Here is a 15,372-nt window from a genome sequence, read left to right as displayed (position 1 = left end):
GCTCGACTTGCATGTATTAGGCACGCCGCCAGCGTTCGTCCTGAGCCAGGATCAAACTCTCCAATAAAGTTGAGTTGATACTAAACTTCAAAACATTTTTGCTTGGCTAGTGTTTCATTCACTAAACTTTTATTGTTCAGTTTTCAAAGAGCATTTAGTTTATCGATCAATCATCTCGGTAAGACGACCTTTAAATCATAACACACTCAACTCTCGAAAGTCAATCGTTATTTTTAAAGGATATTTACCGCTCGATCAAAGAGATTATCGATGACCGGAATTGCAGTATAGCATGTCTCTCAAGAAGAAATCAAGACTTTTTTCAATGCTAGCCACTCGATTACTATTAAGCATCGTTGGCAGAATCTTAATCTATCATATTTGAATTCAATAAATCAATGATAAATCATGGAAATTAACTAGTAAATAAACCAGTATGCAGAAGGAAACATACCTCAAGAGTATATCTAATGCTTTTTCTATAAATCAAATATCAAAGGGTTATTGAATTTCTTCTGAATAGGCACACCACAAAGATGATGTCCCACATCAGTATTTATATAGATGAGAAGCAACCGCACTTAGGGTTTTCTTGTATTTAAAACAGCCTACAAAGATAAAAATGAAATATATAAGGATCAAGAGGGCCCCGAAAAACTTAAGAACGCTATCTCGAATCCAAAGAAACATGGTGGACGCCATTTAAACTTAGCGTCACTTGGCCTTACAATGATCATCACATAATAATAATTTTATATTTCACATCTTGATTTAGGAGTGATACGATCTAGTAGAAGAACTTCTCGAAAACCACTATTTCTTATCATAAGGAGGGGCATGTATGAATTTAAATCAATTAGAGATTGTACGCGACGAATTATTATCTCATCCAATGTATCAAGAAATTAACACTCCTGATCGAGTCAGAGTCTTAATGAAGCATCACGTGTTTGCCGTATGGGATTTCATGTGCTTGCTCAAACGCCTCCAACAATCAGTCACATCTGTTAATGTGCCATGGCTTCCCTATGAGAATCCTACATACACACGTTTTATTAACGAGATTGTGCTAGCGGAGGAGTCCGATGAAGATGGAAATGGCGGGTTTATTAGTCATTTTCAACTTTATTTGGAGGCAATGGCGGAAGCAGGGGCGGATGCCACGCCGATTCAAGTATTCCTTGACGCTTTGAAAAACGGTGTTCCCTACGAGAAAGCACTAGAGAACGAACTGATCCCGCCTACTTGCGCCAAGTTTGTTACCTATAATCTGGACTTAAGCCTCAAGGGACAAATCCACGAAGTAGCCTCTGCCTTTTTCTTTGGAAGAGAAGGCTTGATTCCTGATATGTTCCAGCTGTTGATGGATTCACTGCAAAAAAAGGGTTCCTCTTATGGACGCCTTCATTATTACCTGCAGCGTCACATCGAACTGGATGAGGACGAGCATGGACCACTTGCGCAAAGACTTTTGTATGATCTGTGCGGTGATGATTCCGCGAAAAAAGAAGAATCCATCCGCACCGCTCAAGATTCACTGCAAATGCGGAAACTTTTGTGGGATGGCGTGTTAGCGGAGATTCAAGCCAAAGGACTCTAATCAAAGACGAAATGACCCTTACATGATAAGGGTCATTTTTTTGGGTGAAACTACTGGAAAAAGGCGGGGTTACACTTTATGCGCACGCATCGTCTTTTCCTAGCTGTCGTTATGGTTTGGTGTTTATTCTTGCAAACAGCTTCAGCACAACCACCATACGCAAAATGGGGTCGACTTGCCATAAATGAAACACAGAAACATTATCCCCAGGCTCAGATTATTGATTATCTCCATATTGGGAGAGAGTCTCTTGATAACAACCAATCAAGGGAAAATTTTCGCCTGTGGCTAAGACAAAATCAAAAAGAATGGGGAGTGCTCGTATCCATCACATTCGATACCAGAACAGAGCAACTCATCTCTATTAAGATAAACGATTAGCCCAGGAAAGATTTCAACATCCACACATGTTTCTCTAAGCTGGAATGGATCGCCAAGAGCATATCGCCTGTGGTTTCGTCGTCTGCTTGATCGGCAATGCTCATGCCTTCTTTTAACTCTTGAATGAGTTGACTGAAATCCGCTACGACTGCTTGGACCATCTGTTCTGAGTTTTCATTACCATTAGCTTCTTGAACAGAAGACAACTCCATGGCTTCTCGCATGGTGGCAACCGGTTGCCCACCCAATGCAAGCACACGCTCGGCCAGCTCGTCGATATGCAGGGAAGCTTCATTGTACAGCTCTTCAAATTTGACATGAAGGGTAAAGAATTGCGGACCTTTCACGTACCAATGGAAATTGTGCAATTTGATGTATAAAACCGTCCAATTGGCAATTTGTTTGTTCAATACAGGGCTCATTTGTTTACTCATACTCGTTTCCTCCTCTTGTTGTTCATAGAAATGGGTTACTAAATTATTAAATGGGACTAACAAGAACTTACTGGGATAAAATACGCCAAGCTCGAAAGGATTATTCTAGGATGTATTAGATAGGTTAGTAGGATAGGATTAAAGATTGGATTGATTGGTTTGCTTTGATATCTTAGATTATAAACCATATTTATAATAATTACAATATAGTAATTAAAATAATTATAATGTGTTGATTATTCACTTTGTATGTAGCAAAAGAGCCCCCAGCTTCGTGATGGAGGCTCTCATATTAAAATAGAAAAGAGGTTTTGAGATGATCAAGACAAGCTAGCAGCACTAGCTGGGATATGCCGAAAGAGCAACATGCGGTTCTTCTGTGAATACTTCCCTGCTACCTGTATTAATGATTTTCACCATTTCAAAATATCCATTCAGTTCGGTATCGACACTCAAGTTCAGCCATCCAATAAGCTGGTGACTTCTTCTTTCTTGGGCCATGCACAGAAATTCGTTATATTTGACACGGTGTAGACAAATCTCCCAGTGCTCTACTTCATTTGCCGGATTTGTTTTTGAATACAGATAGCTTTTGATTTCATTCATGTCCTCCGCCTCCTAGCGTTTCTGCTTTTCCAACTCCAACAACTCATCTAGGCTGTCCATCCATCCACCACGATTCGCTGACGAATCCTCTCGGTCTACTTGATGTTGATCGCTGGTCTCTGCCAAACCGTTCTCGACCCGAATCCACTTCTTGGTTTCTGAATCCTGAAAATACCCGGTTATTGTTGTGGAAAGTGGATGAAACGCTTTGGTTAGGGAGAAGATTCTTCCGTGATGAATATCGCATTCTTCATATACATCGTGTATCCATTCTTCATGCTGATTGATGAGCCATAGCTTGCCCGAACCGACAAATCCCGCTAGCTTCGCTCTCTTCTGAAACTTCCGATAGGTATATCGCAACTCATCATCCCCTTTTTGGATGCAGGAACTAGCAAAGGGTCCTTATACGTTCAGGCATCTTTTGAGCATTGGGATCGCATCAATGATATGTTTTTGAATCCCTAGCTCTTCTGGGTCCAATCCCAGAGCCAAGCCAATTATTTGAGGCAAGTGAAGAATCGGCATGGTAATGTCTTCGTTGGTTCCTTTTTGCGCGTCTGGTTGATACATGTCTAGTTGCATTTGGCACAGCGGGCAAGGTGTCACGATACAATCAGCACCTGCGTGTTTCGGAGATAGACAATTGATTCGGGTCATCTCCATGACTTCTTTTTCCGCTGGGAAAACGGCATGGAATCCGCAGCAAGCTAAACGCTGATCGAAATCCACACTTTCCGCTCCCAAAACTTCTGCAACCATTTCCATGGATTGCGGATTGAGGTGATTTTCGAATCCCATGATTTGTGGCGGACGAGTAATATGGCAACCGTAGAAGTTAGCGACTTTTAGCCCTTTTAAAGGTCGTTTTACTTTTTTGCGCAGGTTCTCCAATCCGTAATCTCGAATCAGAGCCCAGAGTAAATGCGTAACATCACTGGTACCACGGTATTGCACTCCCGCTTTTTGCAGCCCTTCATTCACTTGTTCCTTCAGTTCCTCATCGCTGTCCATTTGCTGCTTGGCTGTGCGAAGCATGAGCGTACATGTGTTACAAACGGTCAGAATTGGAACATCGAGCATCTCGCCAAGGGCGATATTGCGAGCGTTGACGGAGACACCCAGGAATCGATCCACGTCTTGGATGTGACTGGCACCGCAACAGGTCCAGCCTTTCAGTTCTACAAGTTCAATGCCTAATGCTTCGGCAACTTTTTTGGTGGAGATCATCAATTCGGATGCGGCGGACTCTAATGTACATCCTGGGAAAAATCCATATTTCAATCTCATGGCTTGTCAACCCCTTTGGCAAACTTGTAAAGTCTTCTGACTCCATCAATTCCTTCAATTTCTTTCGGCATATGAAGCGGATTGATCTTGCCCTTCATCACCATCCGCATGGCAAATGGGATGCGTTTTTTCATGGTGTTGATCATACCCTCAGTTTTAATCGGCAGCGTCATTTCGTTCAGACGGCCTTTGTTTTTCACGTCATCATGGAAGGCGTACGCGTGACGCGCACCCAAGTTATCCACTTCGCCCATGCGCATCGATTCCTGACGCAGATAAGCAATTTCCTGATCAAGATGGATACCTTTTGGACATTTGGTCACACATTCCATACAGTGAACGCATTTCCACAGTTCGTGATCGAGAACTGGCTTAATATGTGCCTCAGGAGTATCCGTACGAGAATCAACCGCGAATCGGTACGCCTTGTTCAAGATAAACGGCTCTAGGTATTTTCCGTCGTTCACCGCAAGCTGATTACACTCGGAAGCACACACACCGCATAAGATACAGTCGGTTGGGGAAGAAATTTTATGAAACTCCCGTTCGGATTGCTTGAAGCCATCTTTTTTGTTGCCGTGCTTTGCCGCGTGCAGCCAAGGATTGACGATTTTCATTTTGCGAATCTTTGGTTTCCAATCGACTACCAAGTCACGTACAACGTTGAAATTACCCAATGGTTCAAAGGATAAATCGTCGGTTCGGAAGGTTTCCAAGATTTCATCTAAAGATGTTTTACAAGTCAAGAAAGCATTACCGTTCACTCGAATGGCGCAGCTTCCACAGATCGCGTGGCGGCAAGCCGCGGTAAAATTAAGCGTCGGGTCGATTTCTTCTCGAATTTTGGTTAGCGCCCAGAGAAGGGTTTTTCCCTTTTCATAAGGCAGCTTGTAGGATTGCGCCCACTCTTTTGTTCCGTCATTTCGTTTGATTGTAAACGTAATCTGTCTCATTAGTACTTCCGCTCCTCCGGTTGATATTTGGTAATTCGAACTGGAAGATATTCTAGTCGGTACTTGTCGCCTTCTTTGTGGATCAATGTATGACTCAAGAAGTTCTTATCATCACGTGTTGGATAATCTCCGCGAGAGTGAGAACCCCTGCTCTCTTTCCGGTTAAGGGCACCCATAACAACGGCTTTCGCCAGCTTTAACAAGTTGCCGATCTCTACATAATTGATGAATGCTGTGTTATACAAGACGGAAGAATCTCCGATGTAGGTGTCTTTGTAATCCTCAATTAATTGGTCGATTACTCTTTGCGCTTCGAGCATTTCGCTTTCAGTACGGAAAATCCCTACGTTGTACCACATGGTTTCAGCCATTTTGTTACGAATTTCGAAAAGCTTGTTTTTACCTGTTTTTTTGTTACGCATGGTTTCAAAGGTTTTGATCCACTGTTTCGCTTGGTCTTCCACTTTTTTACCGGCAGTATAAGAACGGCCAAGTGCGGTTTCGCGGGCACCCAAACCGGCGTATTTACCGAAGAACACAACATCCGCTACGGAGTTTCCGCCCAAACGGTTCGCACCATGGATCGATACGCTGCTGCATTCCCCTGCCGCATGAATCCCTTCGATTGCGGTACTGCACGTTTTATAATCAGTCACGTGAATGCCGCCCATCATATAGTGACAGCTTGGACGAATTGGAACTGGATCGGTCACGAGGTCTACGCCTTCAAAATCCATCGCCAGTTCGCGAACCTGTGGCAGACGCTCCATGATTTTCTCTTTGCCCAGATGACGCAAATCCATCAGAACATAAGAGTGCATGCCTTCTCCAAATCCACGGCCTTCTTTGATCTCTGTTTCAATCGAACGGGATACGAGGTCGCGCGGTCCAAGCTCCATTTTTTCTGGAGCGTAGCGCGCCATGAATCGCTCTCCGTCTTTGTTGATCAAATAACCACCTTCACCACGGCAAGCCTCTGATAACAGTACCCCTGTAGAAGCGAGACCAGTTGGGTGGAATTGTACGAACTCTGGGTCTTTTACCGGAATTCCCGCTTCAAAACAAGCAGCTGTTCCGTCTCCTGTCATGTTGAGCGCATTGGTTGTTCGGCTCCAGTAAATCCGTCCAAATCCACCAGAAGCGATCACGACAGCTTTGGCTTGGATCCCGTGAATTTCACCGCTTTTCATATCCATTGCTACCAGACCGTCAAGCTTGCCCTTCTCTACCGCAAGTGACAACAGATACCACTCGTCAAAAAACTCTACGTTGTTTTTAAGGCACTGTTCATAAAGAGTATGAAGGATAACGTGTCCTGTTTTGTCAGCGGAGTAACAGCATCTTGGACTGGAGGCTCCACCGAAAGGACGTTGCGCTACATTCCCGTTCTCATCACGGGAAAAAGGTACGCCCATGTAATCCAGTTCTCGAATAATGGCAGGCATATTATCGGTAAAGAACTCAACCGCATCCTGGTCAGCGAGGAAGTCGCTACCCTTGACCGTATCGCGGAAATGCTTTTCCGTAGAATCGGTTGCGTCCCGATTCCCCATTGCCGCGTTAATCCCACCCTGAGCGGCCCCTGTATGGGATCGCGTTGGATAGATTTTGGAAAGTACTGCTACCTTCACATCTTTTTCTTTACTTGCATTCAGGGCGGCCATCATTCCCGCCCCACCAGCTCCTACAATGACAACATCGTATTTTAGCATGGAAATTTCCTCCTCCTCTGTCTATCGTTAATCTGTAACTTTGTACTGTTGAACCCCAATCTCGTAAAGATTGTTGCCTTCACAATCGATTGCAACGATGCAGGGGTAGTCTTCCACTTCCAAACGACGGATCGCTTCAGGACCTAGTTCTTCAAAAGCGACGACCTCAGCCTTTTTCACTGAATCAGCGATAAGGGCGGCTGCACCCCCGATGGCTGCAAAATAGACAACACCATGTTTCTTCATGGATTCAATAACTTCTTTGCTGCGCGGGCCTTTTCCGATCATGCCGCGCAATCCTTGCTCCATCATCGTTGGCGAATAGGAATCCATTCGTCCGCTTGTTGTCGGCCCACAGGAACCGATTACTTTGCCTGGTTTGGCAGGAGTAGGACCGGCATAATAGACGACCTGACCCTTAAAATCAACTGGCAATTCTTCACCCGCATTCAGCGCTTCTACAAGAAGTTTGTGGGCTGCATCCCTTGCCGTATAGATGACTCCAGAAATCGCAACCTGATCACCTGCTTTTAAATCCTTTACTTGTTCGTAGGTAAGCGGTGTTGTAATTTTTTTCATAGTGGCCAATGCAATTCACTCCCTTCTTATAGTAGAGCCTCTTTATGACGTGCCGCGTGACAGTTGAGACATACTGCTACAGGCATGGTAGCAATGTGGGTCGGATAGGTTTCGATGTGAACCGCAAGAGCCGTTACCTTACCGCCAAAGCCTTGTGGGCCGATTCCCAGCTTGTTGATCTCTTCTAAAAGCTCCGCTTCCAAAGCGGCGTATTCCGGATTCGGATGAGGGGCTCCAGCGTGACGGGACAACGCTTTTTTCGCCAGAAGCGTCGATTTATCCATCGTTCCGCCAATCCCGACCCCGACAATAACTGGTGGACAAGGATTACCTCCCGCTTGGGTAACCGCTTGAATGATGAATTTCTTCACCCCTTCAAGTCCTTCTGCTGGCTTAAGCATTTTGAGCGCGCCCATGTTCTCGCTGCCCGCTCCTTTAGGGAGAACCTGAATTCGCAGTGTGTCCCCTGGAACGATCTCTGTATAGATGACCGCTGGTGTGTTGTCACCCGTATTCTTGCGGTTCAGGACAGGATCTCCCACCACGGACTTGCGCAGATAGCCCTCGGTATAGCCTTGGCGAACCCCTTCATTGATGGCATCGATAAGACTTCCGCCCACGATGTGTACGTCTTGTCCTACCTCAGCAAAAATGACGGTCATTCCTGTATCCTGACACATTGGCACGTTTTCGCTTCGAGCGAGCTCCACGTTTTTGACGATTTTCTCCAAGCTGTACCGTCCGAATTGTGATTCTTCACGCTCTACCGCATCTCTCAATAATGCCTCTACATCATGGGGCAAGTCACAGGCTGCCTCGATGCATAACCCTTTAACCGTCTGCGTAATTGTTTCCACTGCTATTTCTTTCATAAAGCACCCTCCCGAATCCGTTCTAGCATGCCGAATCTAGTTGCTTTTGTATGTTGTTCACATTTTGTTCAAATTTGTGCATTTTTTCACAAGTATGTTCCTGCCAAAGATTTACCAGAGACCAAGAACTTTCCACCAAAGACCACCGATACCGAACCAAATGACGATATGGATAATGGAGATTCCTAAACCAAGAGACCACCATTTGTTTTGTGTAATATAACCGGCACCAAAGAATACTGGAGCTGGACCTGAACCGTAGTGAGTGGTTGCACCAAACAAGTTACTGAAGAAACCAAGTAACAAAGCAGCCAACATTGGAGGTGCTCCAGCAGCCACCGTTACAGCCAAGAAAGCGGAATACATCGCGCTGATATGTGCTGTAGAACTTGCAAAGAAGTAATGGGAATAGTAGTACACAATCGCTAGAATCGCGAGTGCAGCCATCCATGTCATTCCACTTACAGAAGCTTTCATTGTTTCAGCGAACCAAGGAATCATGCCCAATTTGTTCAAGAAGGTAGCCATCATAACTAATGCGGCAAACCAAGTTAATGTATCCCATGCACCTTGTTCTTTCTTTATGTCATCCCAACTAAGAACCTGAGTCAGAAGCAAGACGGACAAACCGATTAATGCTGTAGTTGTTGCCGCAATTTTCAAGCTGTCTCCGAAGATCCATAGAATAAGTACCAGGAAGAAAACGGCCAGCATACAGATTTCAGAACGTTTGAGCGGACCCATTTCTTTTAATTTCTTAGCGGCCATATCAGAAGCGCCCGGTGTTTCCTTGATTTCTGGAGGATACACTTTGTAAAGGAAGTATGGAATCACGAGCAAGCTGATCAATCCAGGAACAAGTGCGGCGATTGCCCAACCAGTCCAGCTGATGTTGATGCCTGCGACGTCTTTTGCCAGCTTAGCGATTAGCGGGTTGGCCGCCATTGCTGTCATAAACATTGCGGAAGTGATCATGTTGCCTTGGAACCCTACTTTTAACAGGAAAGAACCGATTTTACGTTCTGTACCATCTTCTGGCTTGGAGCCAAAGGTTTCTGACAAGGAACGAATGATTGGGAGAATAATCCCACCTGCACGAGCGGTGTTACTTGGAATGGCAGGCGCCAGCATAAGATCACTGAATAGTAAGGAATAAGAGAGTCCGAGTGTTTTCTTACCGAATTTCATTACGAAAAAGTATGCGATACGCGCGCCTAAACCCGTTTTGATGAAGCCGCGAGAAATGAAGAAGGCGATAACAATCAGCCAGATCGTGGTGTCTGCAAATCCGCTTAACGAATCTTTTAACGCCAACGTCCCTGTTAACGTGGTGGCTGTTATACCTAGAATAGCGACTGCGCCCATCGGCAGGGGCTTCGTGATAAAACCTACGATTGTAGCAACAAAGATCGCAAACAAGTGCCAAGCCTTAATGTCCAGACCTGCTGGTGGTGAGATAAACCAAATAATGATAGCTACTGCTACTGTTGCAAGTAATGGAATAAATTTGACTTCTGATGGAGCTTTCGTTTGATTGCCTGGTTGAACTGGTACTGCTTTAGCCATGCTACTCACCTCTTTTTAAAAGTAATGATTAAGAACTAAGTGGGTGTTGCCAGCTGCTTTTATGTCAGCTTCTGCTTGTTCACCTCCTGTTATTCTTGTGAATATTTTCACATGTTTTTTTGAATAACTGAAATACCTAGTTTTGATCAAGTAATAGTCTATGGCTATTTTGCAGAATATTCAGTCTCAGATGAACGTCGTTGCTTCATCTTAATTACAAGAAAGTAAAAACGTTTTAGAGTGATCAAACGTTTTTACTTTCTCACCATTCGCGTAAGCCCACTAGAAAAGAGGTTCGTCCGCTTGCAGCCTCCTTGGAAGTGATCGCTCAGCGGACTTCCCCTACTCCATTGCGAGCTTCCACAGAGCGTAAAGGGACGAACCTCTTTTCTCTACTTTTTTTAATTACAAAACGACTTCTTAATTTACCTAAACTCCTAACTCCAAGCTAAAGTTCTACAATACAGATAGATCAAAGACGCTACGAGGAGGAGAAGAGCATGGAGTTTAGACAACTGGAGTATTTCCACGTAGTCTGCAAACATAAAAACTTCACGCATGCTGCGGAAGAACTGCATATCTCACAACCTTCAATCACCAACTCTATTCACAAGCTTGAAGAGGAATTAGGTGTCCAGCTGCTGAGACGGAACACGAAGAAAGTAGCTCCCACTCCTAAAGGAGAACTCTTCAACAAACGTGTGGCGACGATTCTCATGCACGTCAAGGATGCCGTTACCGAAATCACGGATACGAATGCCGGCAAGGTGAAATTCGGGCTTCCTCCAATGATCGGGGCTCAACTGTTTCCCAACCTGTTTATCGAATTCCAAAAAGCGCTTCCTGATATCAATCTGCACGTTTGTGAAAAAGGCTCAAGTGCCATCCATGAGATGCTCGTTAAAGACGAATTGGAGCTTGGATTCATGATCCTTCCCCCACATTCCGAGGCGATCAATATGCTTCCTTTCACCCAGGAAGACATGATGGTTTGTCTTCCACATGATCACTACCTGGCAGGTGAACGTGAACTATCCTTGGAACAGTTACGTGATGAGCGTTTCATTTTCCTATCCGATCATTTTATGCATCACCAAATTATCGTGGATGAATGCAAACAGCATGGATACCTTCCCAATATCGCGTTTACAACTGACAACTACGAGACGTTGAAATCTCTGGTCGCCAATGGGGCTGGCCTCTCTCTTTTGATTAACATGGTGGTCAAGGACAATGATGAGATTGTCAAAATTCCGTTGAAACGTCCGATTCAGCTCTCGATTGGTTTGGCATGGAAAAAGGATAAACAGCTGTCTCAAAATTGTCTCGACATCATTGATTTCTTCCGACAATATTTTGGGAACTGAATTCTTGTTCGCCTGGAAATAAAAAAAAGCGGCATTTCGCCGCTTACAGATATGGCTTGATTAATTCACTTTTGGCTTGGATGAATCGGTGCTTGTACACCGGTCTTCCAACAGAGCCATACGTAATCTCAAATTCAACCATTCCGATTTCATTCAGGAACTGTAAGTATTTGCGCATGGAAACTCGTGAAATTCCTAGACTATTGGCTAATTCCTCCGTTGTAAATTGACGATCTGCAAAGGTCTGGATCAGGTTCCACACCTTTTCCATCGTTTTGCGGGTAAGTCCTTTTGGTAATTCCGCCTGCTCTGGAGTTGTTTCTTTGTAAAAGAGAAGCTTGTCCAGTTCCTCCTGATTCAACACCTCCTGCGATCGCATGAGGTACACATCCTCACGGTAGGCCGTTAATGCGGCATGAAACCGTTCAAATTCAAATGGCTTGATTAAATAATCCACGACCCCATAACGCAAGGCTTTCTTGATGCTGGCAATATCACTGGCCGCTGAAATGACAATCACGTCTACGCTTTTGTCCAAGTTCCTGATCATGGACAATAACTCCAATCCGTCCATCCCCGGCATATAGATATCTAATAAAATCAAATCAATCTCCTGATTGCTCAATATTTCCATCGCTTCTTCTGAATTGGAGGCAACAGCGCATAGTTGCATCTCCTCTACCTGCTCCAGATAGCGCTTGTTCAATTCGGCCACCATCGGGTCATCTTCCACAATCAAGACCTTAATCATTCCGTTCACCTCTTTCGCTTATACGGCAAGCTTATTCTGAAGGTTGTTCCCTGGTCCGGTTGAGAGGTTAGTTGAATCTGGCCATTTACATGATAAACACTTCGATGAACAAGAAATAACCCTGTTCCTCGGTCTGTACCTTTGGTCGAAAAGCCTTTCTCATAAATCCGTTCTTGGTTCCGAGAACTGATCCCTGGCCCGTTGTCGCTTACTTCAAGGATCAGATGCTCATTCTCGTAAGCGAGCAAAACCGTAATCCGTTTATCCTTGCTTGCATGGACGGAATCGATCGCATTGTCTATCAAATTGCCAAGGATCGTGACCAGCTCATGAATAACCTCGGGGTCTTGCGCCTCGGGTAAATAAGTCTCTTGAGAAACGATCAACTCCGCTCCTCTCTCACGGGCATTGCTCATCTTGCCAAGCAAGAAACCCGCCATTACCGGATCTTTAATCAGCTTCATAATGTAGCCGATTTCGTCCTGATGTTGATGGGCGATACCACTAATATATTGCGGAAGCTGATCATAAAAACCCAATTGGGTCATCCCTAAAATCACATGCAGTTTATTCATGAATTCATGCGCTTGCGCACGCAAAGCATCTGCGTACATTCTGACACCAGTCAGCTGTTCTGACAACAACTTAATCTCCGTTTTATCTCGGAACGTTGCAATCGCTCCAACAATTTCCCCGTTCACTCGTATGGGAACCCGATTCACTAGGATTGTAATCCCGTTAAGGTCCTGTTCGTCATCCAATTCAGCCTCTCCCGTCTCCAATACAGTGCGTAAACGAGAGTTGGGAATAAACTCATCCGCATATTTGCCAATCGGGGTATCTACGAGACCTGCTTGACGGAACAGACGTATCGCCTCCCAATTCGCTAGTGTAATGCGCGAATCCAGGTCAACAGCCACAATTCCTTCTCTAGTTGACTCCAGTGTGGCACTGCGTTCCTCTAGCAATCTCGCAATCTCAAAAGGCTCCATGCCAAACAGAATGGCACGAACTTTTCTGGCGAGAATCAAGGCACCCAAGATCCCAACCAGGATACCCAACCCGATACCTAAATAAATAGAAGATCGGCTGTGCGCAACGGCTTCCTCCACCTTATTCAACGAGATTCCAACAGCAACTGCCCCTACCTGCTTGCCCTGTGGGGTAAAGACTGGGGTAAACGCACGCAAAGACATTCCCAATGTTCCTTGCGCCACCGAAACGGATTCCTTCCCCATCAAAACCGTTTTTTCATCCCCGCCGATGAACGGCTTCCCTACTTTACTAGGGTCGGGATGAGATTTTCTGATTCCGTTCATATCCATAACAACGATGAATTCTACTTTGGTTGCCTGCTTGATTTCATTGGCGTAAGCCTGAATATCGCTATCTGGCCTATCGCCATTCAACGCTTCGATGATCAATGAAGTATGCGCGATGGTCCTCGCAATACCTGACGCCTTCTCCGCTTGATCCTCTTGTATGATCGTTGTAATTTTATCGCTAATCGAGAAGTTGGTTACCATCAATGCCAACACAACCACTCCACAAACAAGCAAGGTAATTTTGGTTTGCAGGCTTAATACTGGTTTTGTTCTCACTAGTTCCCGCCCTCTGTCTCTCGACTGTTCGTTGACTTACATCCAACACATTCTATTATTGGTGTGAATATTTCTATTATACAAGTCTTTCGATCATGGAGTGGCTTATAATGAAAGATTTTCTCAATTTGTTCAATGTAATAGAATTTTTTACATGCGGTATCGTAAAATTTTATTAACTAAATTTTATTTAGCATATTTACAAAAGTAAGAAAAGGTGATAGATTATACTATATCATCAATGAGAGGGGGCGTACATAATGGCTACATGTGGTTGCGGAAATACGAAAAACCCTAACGGAAATTGCGATGGTTCACACGCAAACATCAAGAAAGAAGAAAAATAAGCCCATTTCGGGCTTATTTTTTTTGACAAACAGAATTGGCTAGGCTTTCACCTAATGACTGCCGCATCGGTTCGATTGAATTAGGAAGATAACTGAGGCGGTGTTCGAAGGAAAGTTGCAATGACTCCAACAAGCGGCATAATGACTGCTGACAAAAAGAAAATCAAATAGGCGAACATTACTCCAACAAACCCTCCGCAACTATCATTATCGGCAGGAAACAAGATGGGCAAGACGATTGGCATTAATAAAAGGATTCCTACGTTCGGGAGTACTCCAAGGCAGCTGATGCCGAGGGCTCTTAACCTTTTGTATGGGGAATAGCTCTTCTGATGATCACTCTTGATAAAACGTATCCATAGCACAAAGTAACCTGCGCCAGAGACTATCATTTCTACCATTATCACAAGAAACAGCAGGCTGACCACCAATGAAACAAGGAATGATACCTGCTGGAAGATCGAAGCCATTCTGCCCAGCGTCAGGAATGTGCCTACGACAACTGTGATACTCACTAGAATATAGACCAGATTGTAGAGACTTAAACGAAGTCCCTCACGAATAAAATGCTTCCCTTGCGAAAGAAATATCGAACGAAAAAAGCGATCGAACTTCCCGTAGTTCATGTTTATTTCCTCTCTCCCCTGCCCATTCAAGCGTTAACGCCACGAAGCTTGGGCTTAACCCAACGGTTGATCGAAACCACCTTCAAATAGCGATTCGCTCAGCGCGCGACGATCATTCGGCTGCTCTCGCTCTTGCAGCTTCTCCGTCAACGCATCCTTCTCCCCTTGATAACCGATTGCGACGACAGCAAGCAATTCAAACTCTTGCGGCACATGAAGTACCTCACGAGCCCGATCAGGATCAAATCCTCCCATCGCATGTGTAATCAGCCCGTGACGAACAGCCTCCAAAGCCAGATAACCCCAGGCAGCTCCGGCGTCAAAGCTGTGCGTGCGATTATGTCCATACGGTGATTCCGGTGTGGAAAGGATGATGGCCAGCACAGGCGCTTTCTCACACCAGATACGGTTCCCTTCGTCGATGAACGGATAAAATTTCTCCCGATCCTTTTGCGTACGGGCAAGAATAAACCGCCATGGCTGAATATTTCCGCCTGAAGGGGCCCAGCGCGCCGCTTCAAACAGGCTGAGCAGCACCTCTTCGGGCACCTCCTTTTCCAGAAACGAGCGAGGAGACCAGCGATTGAGATACACAGGATTAATGTCATGCGCAGGCTTGCGATGGCGTTCTACTTCGGGTTTTAGTTGACTCACGAGATTTCCTCCCATCAACGGTTACGACCGTTT

General features: G+C 44.9%; 16 protein-coding genes and 1 rRNA gene. 3 read left to right on the top strand and 14 right to left on the bottom strand.

The window, feature by feature from the left end; all coding sequences use genetic code 11:
- Nucleotides 1–67 (bottom strand): 16S ribosomal RNA (locus ACQCN2_RS13320); the annotation flags it as partial.
- A 774-nt stretch (nt 68–841) separates the two neighbouring features.
- Between ACQCN2_RS13320 and ACQCN2_RS13315 the strand changes: the two genes are divergently transcribed.
- Together ACQCN2_RS13315 and ACQCN2_RS13310 are read left to right on the top strand one after the other, a co-directional pair.
- Entirely contained in the window at nt 842–1,600 is a 759-nt protein-coding gene (locus ACQCN2_RS13315) for a DUF3050 domain-containing protein (RefSeq protein WP_426929399.1), read from the top strand.
- A 78-nt stretch (nt 1,601–1,678) separates the two neighbouring features.
- A complete protein-coding gene (locus ACQCN2_RS13310) occupies nt 1,679–1,981 on the top strand; it encodes a YqzG/YhdC family protein (RefSeq protein ID WP_426929398.1) in 303 nt (100 codons plus the stop codon).
- Here the strand turns inward: ACQCN2_RS13310 and ACQCN2_RS13305 are convergent.
- The 9 genes from ACQCN2_RS13305 to ACQCN2_RS13265 form a co-directional block, all read right to left on the bottom strand.
- Entirely contained in the window at nt 1,978–2,415 is a 438-nt protein-coding gene (locus ACQCN2_RS13305) for a Dps family protein (protein ID WP_426929397.1), read from the bottom strand. The genes ACQCN2_RS13310 and ACQCN2_RS13305 overlap by 4 nt on opposite strands.
- Nucleotides 2,416–2,754: 339 nt before the next feature.
- Nucleotides 2,755–3,021 carry a hypothetical protein gene (locus tag ACQCN2_RS13300; RefSeq protein WP_426929396.1) on the bottom strand — a complete coding sequence of 89 codons (267 nt, stop codon included), beginning with the start codon at nt 3,019–3,021 and terminating at the stop codon, nt 2,755–2,757.
- 12 nt (nt 3,022–3,033) lie between these two features.
- The gene (locus ACQCN2_RS13295; protein ID WP_426929395.1) at nt 3,034–3,384 is read right to left on the bottom strand and encodes a molecular chaperone GrpE; all 351 of its coding nucleotides are present in this window, start codon (nt 3,382–3,384) and stop codon (nt 3,034–3,036) included.
- Between the two features lie 42 nt (nt 3,385–3,426).
- Nucleotides 3,427–4,311, bottom strand: a complete 885-nt coding sequence (locus ACQCN2_RS13290) for a CoB--CoM heterodisulfide reductase iron-sulfur subunit B family protein (protein WP_426929394.1) — start codon at nt 4,309–4,311, stop codon at nt 3,427–3,429.
- Nucleotides 4,308–5,264, bottom strand: a complete 957-nt coding sequence (locus ACQCN2_RS13285; protein WP_426929393.1) for a succinate dehydrogenase/fumarate reductase iron-sulfur subunit — start codon at nt 5,262–5,264, stop codon at nt 4,308–4,310. The genes ACQCN2_RS13290 and ACQCN2_RS13285 overlap by 4 nt, the downstream gene beginning before the upstream one ends.
- On the bottom strand, nt 5,264–6,976 hold the full coding sequence (locus ACQCN2_RS13280; protein ID WP_426929392.1) for an FAD-dependent oxidoreductase: 1,713 nt from the start codon (nt 6,974–6,976) through the stop codon (nt 5,264–5,266). The genes ACQCN2_RS13285 and ACQCN2_RS13280 overlap by 1 nt, the downstream gene beginning before the upstream one ends.
- 27 nt (nt 6,977–7,003) lie before the next feature.
- The gene (locus tag ACQCN2_RS13275; protein ID WP_426929416.1) at nt 7,004–7,555 is read right to left on the bottom strand and encodes a Fe-S-containing hydro-lyase; all 552 of its coding nucleotides are present in this window, start codon (nt 7,553–7,555) and stop codon (nt 7,004–7,006) included.
- A 26-nt stretch (nt 7,556–7,581) separates the two neighbouring features.
- Entirely contained in the window at nt 7,582–8,427 is an 846-nt protein-coding gene (locus ACQCN2_RS13270) for a fumarate hydratase (RefSeq protein WP_426929391.1), read from the bottom strand.
- Nucleotides 8,428–8,538: 111 nt separating this feature from the next.
- Entirely contained in the window at nt 8,539–9,993 is a 1,455-nt protein-coding gene (locus tag ACQCN2_RS13265; RefSeq protein ID WP_426929390.1) for an anion permease, read from the bottom strand.
- A gap of 500 nt (nt 9,994–10,493) precedes the next feature.
- Here ACQCN2_RS13265 and ACQCN2_RS13260 point away from each other — a divergent pair, with 500 nt between their 5' ends.
- Nucleotides 10,494–11,360 (top strand): LysR family transcriptional regulator, encoded by an 867-nt coding sequence (locus ACQCN2_RS13260; RefSeq protein ID WP_426929389.1) that lies wholly within the window; start codon nt 10,494–10,496, stop codon nt 11,358–11,360.
- A gap of 43 nt (nt 11,361–11,403) precedes the next feature.
- Here the strand turns inward: ACQCN2_RS13260 and dcuR are convergent, their stop codons facing one another.
- From dcuR to ACQCN2_RS13240, 4 genes are all read right to left on the bottom strand, one after another.
- Nucleotides 11,404–12,111, bottom strand: coding sequence for a two-component system response regulator DcuR (dcuR, locus tag ACQCN2_RS13255; RefSeq protein ID WP_426929388.1), 708 nt, complete (start codon nt 12,109–12,111; stop codon nt 11,404–11,406).
- Between the two features lie 5 nt (nt 12,112–12,116).
- Complete coding sequence (dcuS, locus tag ACQCN2_RS13250; RefSeq protein ID WP_426929387.1) at nt 12,117–13,712, bottom strand: DcuS/MalK family sensor histidine kinase; 1,596 nt, start codon at nt 13,710–13,712, stop codon at nt 12,117–12,119.
- Nucleotides 13,713–14,139: 427 nt separating this feature from the next.
- Nucleotides 14,140–14,685 carry a hypothetical protein gene (locus tag ACQCN2_RS13245; RefSeq protein ID WP_426929386.1) on the bottom strand — a complete coding sequence of 182 codons (546 nt, stop codon included), beginning with the start codon at nt 14,683–14,685 and terminating at the stop codon, nt 14,140–14,142.
- A 54-nt stretch (nt 14,686–14,739) separates the two neighbouring features.
- The gene (locus ACQCN2_RS13240; RefSeq protein WP_426929385.1) at nt 14,740–15,339 is read right to left on the bottom strand and encodes a nitroreductase family protein; all 600 of its coding nucleotides are present in this window, start codon (nt 15,337–15,339) and stop codon (nt 14,740–14,742) included.
- Between the last annotated feature and the right edge of the window lie 33 nt (nt 15,340–15,372).

The organism is Brevibacillus ginsengisoli (assembly GCF_050113715.1).
In the GTDB taxonomy this organism is placed as follows: domain Bacteria; phylum Bacillota; class Bacilli; order Brevibacillales; family Brevibacillaceae; genus Brevibacillus_H; species Brevibacillus_H ginsengisoli.
Note: the sequence above shows the minus strand (reverse complement) of the source record. Positions and strands in the feature narration are given on the sequence as shown.

What these genes read in the sequence shown, in the direction of transcription:
- ACQCN2_RS13280 (WP_426929392.1), bottom strand. Translation starts at nt 6,976, where the DNA reads ATGCTAAAATACGATGTTGTCATTGTAGGAGCTGGTGGGGCGGGAATG.
- ACQCN2_RS13290 (WP_426929394.1), bottom strand. Translation starts at nt 4,311, where the DNA reads ATGAGATTGAAATATGGATTTTTCCCAGGATGTACATTAGAGTCCGCC.
- ACQCN2_RS13270 (WP_426929391.1), bottom strand. Translation starts at nt 8,427, where the DNA reads ATGAAAGAAATAGCAGTGGAAACAATTACGCAGACGGTTAAAGGGTTA.
- ACQCN2_RS13300 (WP_426929396.1), bottom strand. Translation starts at nt 3,021, where the DNA reads ATGAATGAAATCAAAAGCTATCTGTATTCAAAAACAAATCCGGCAAAT.
- ACQCN2_RS13275 (WP_426929416.1), bottom strand. Translation starts at nt 7,555, where the DNA reads ATGAAAAAAATTACAACACCGCTTACCTACGAACAAGTAAAGGATTTA.
- ACQCN2_RS13245 (WP_426929386.1), bottom strand. Translation starts at nt 14,685, where the DNA reads ATGAACTACGGGAAGTTCGATCGCTTTTTTCGTTCGATATTTCTTTCG.
- ACQCN2_RS13265 (WP_426929390.1), bottom strand. Translation starts at nt 9,993, where the DNA reads ATGGCTAAAGCAGTACCAGTTCAACCAGGCAATCAAACGAAAGCTCCA.
- ACQCN2_RS13285 (WP_426929393.1), bottom strand. Translation starts at nt 5,264, where the DNA reads ATGAGACAGATTACGTTTACAATCAAACGAAATGACGGAACAAAAGAG.
- ACQCN2_RS13310 (WP_426929398.1), top strand. Translation starts at nt 1,679, where the DNA reads ATGCGCACGCATCGTCTTTTCCTAGCTGTCGTTATGGTTTGGTGTTTA.
- ACQCN2_RS13260 (WP_426929389.1), top strand. Translation starts at nt 10,494, where the DNA reads ATGGAGTTTAGACAACTGGAGTATTTCCACGTAGTCTGCAAACATAAA.
- dcuR (WP_426929388.1), bottom strand. Translation starts at nt 12,111, where the DNA reads ATGATTAAGGTCTTGATTGTGGAAGATGACCCGATGGTGGCCGAATTG.
- ACQCN2_RS13305 (WP_426929397.1), bottom strand. Translation starts at nt 2,415, where the DNA reads ATGAGTAAACAAATGAGCCCTGTATTGAACAAACAAATTGCCAATTGG.
- ACQCN2_RS13315 (WP_426929399.1), top strand. Translation starts at nt 842, where the DNA reads ATGAATTTAAATCAATTAGAGATTGTACGCGACGAATTATTATCTCAT.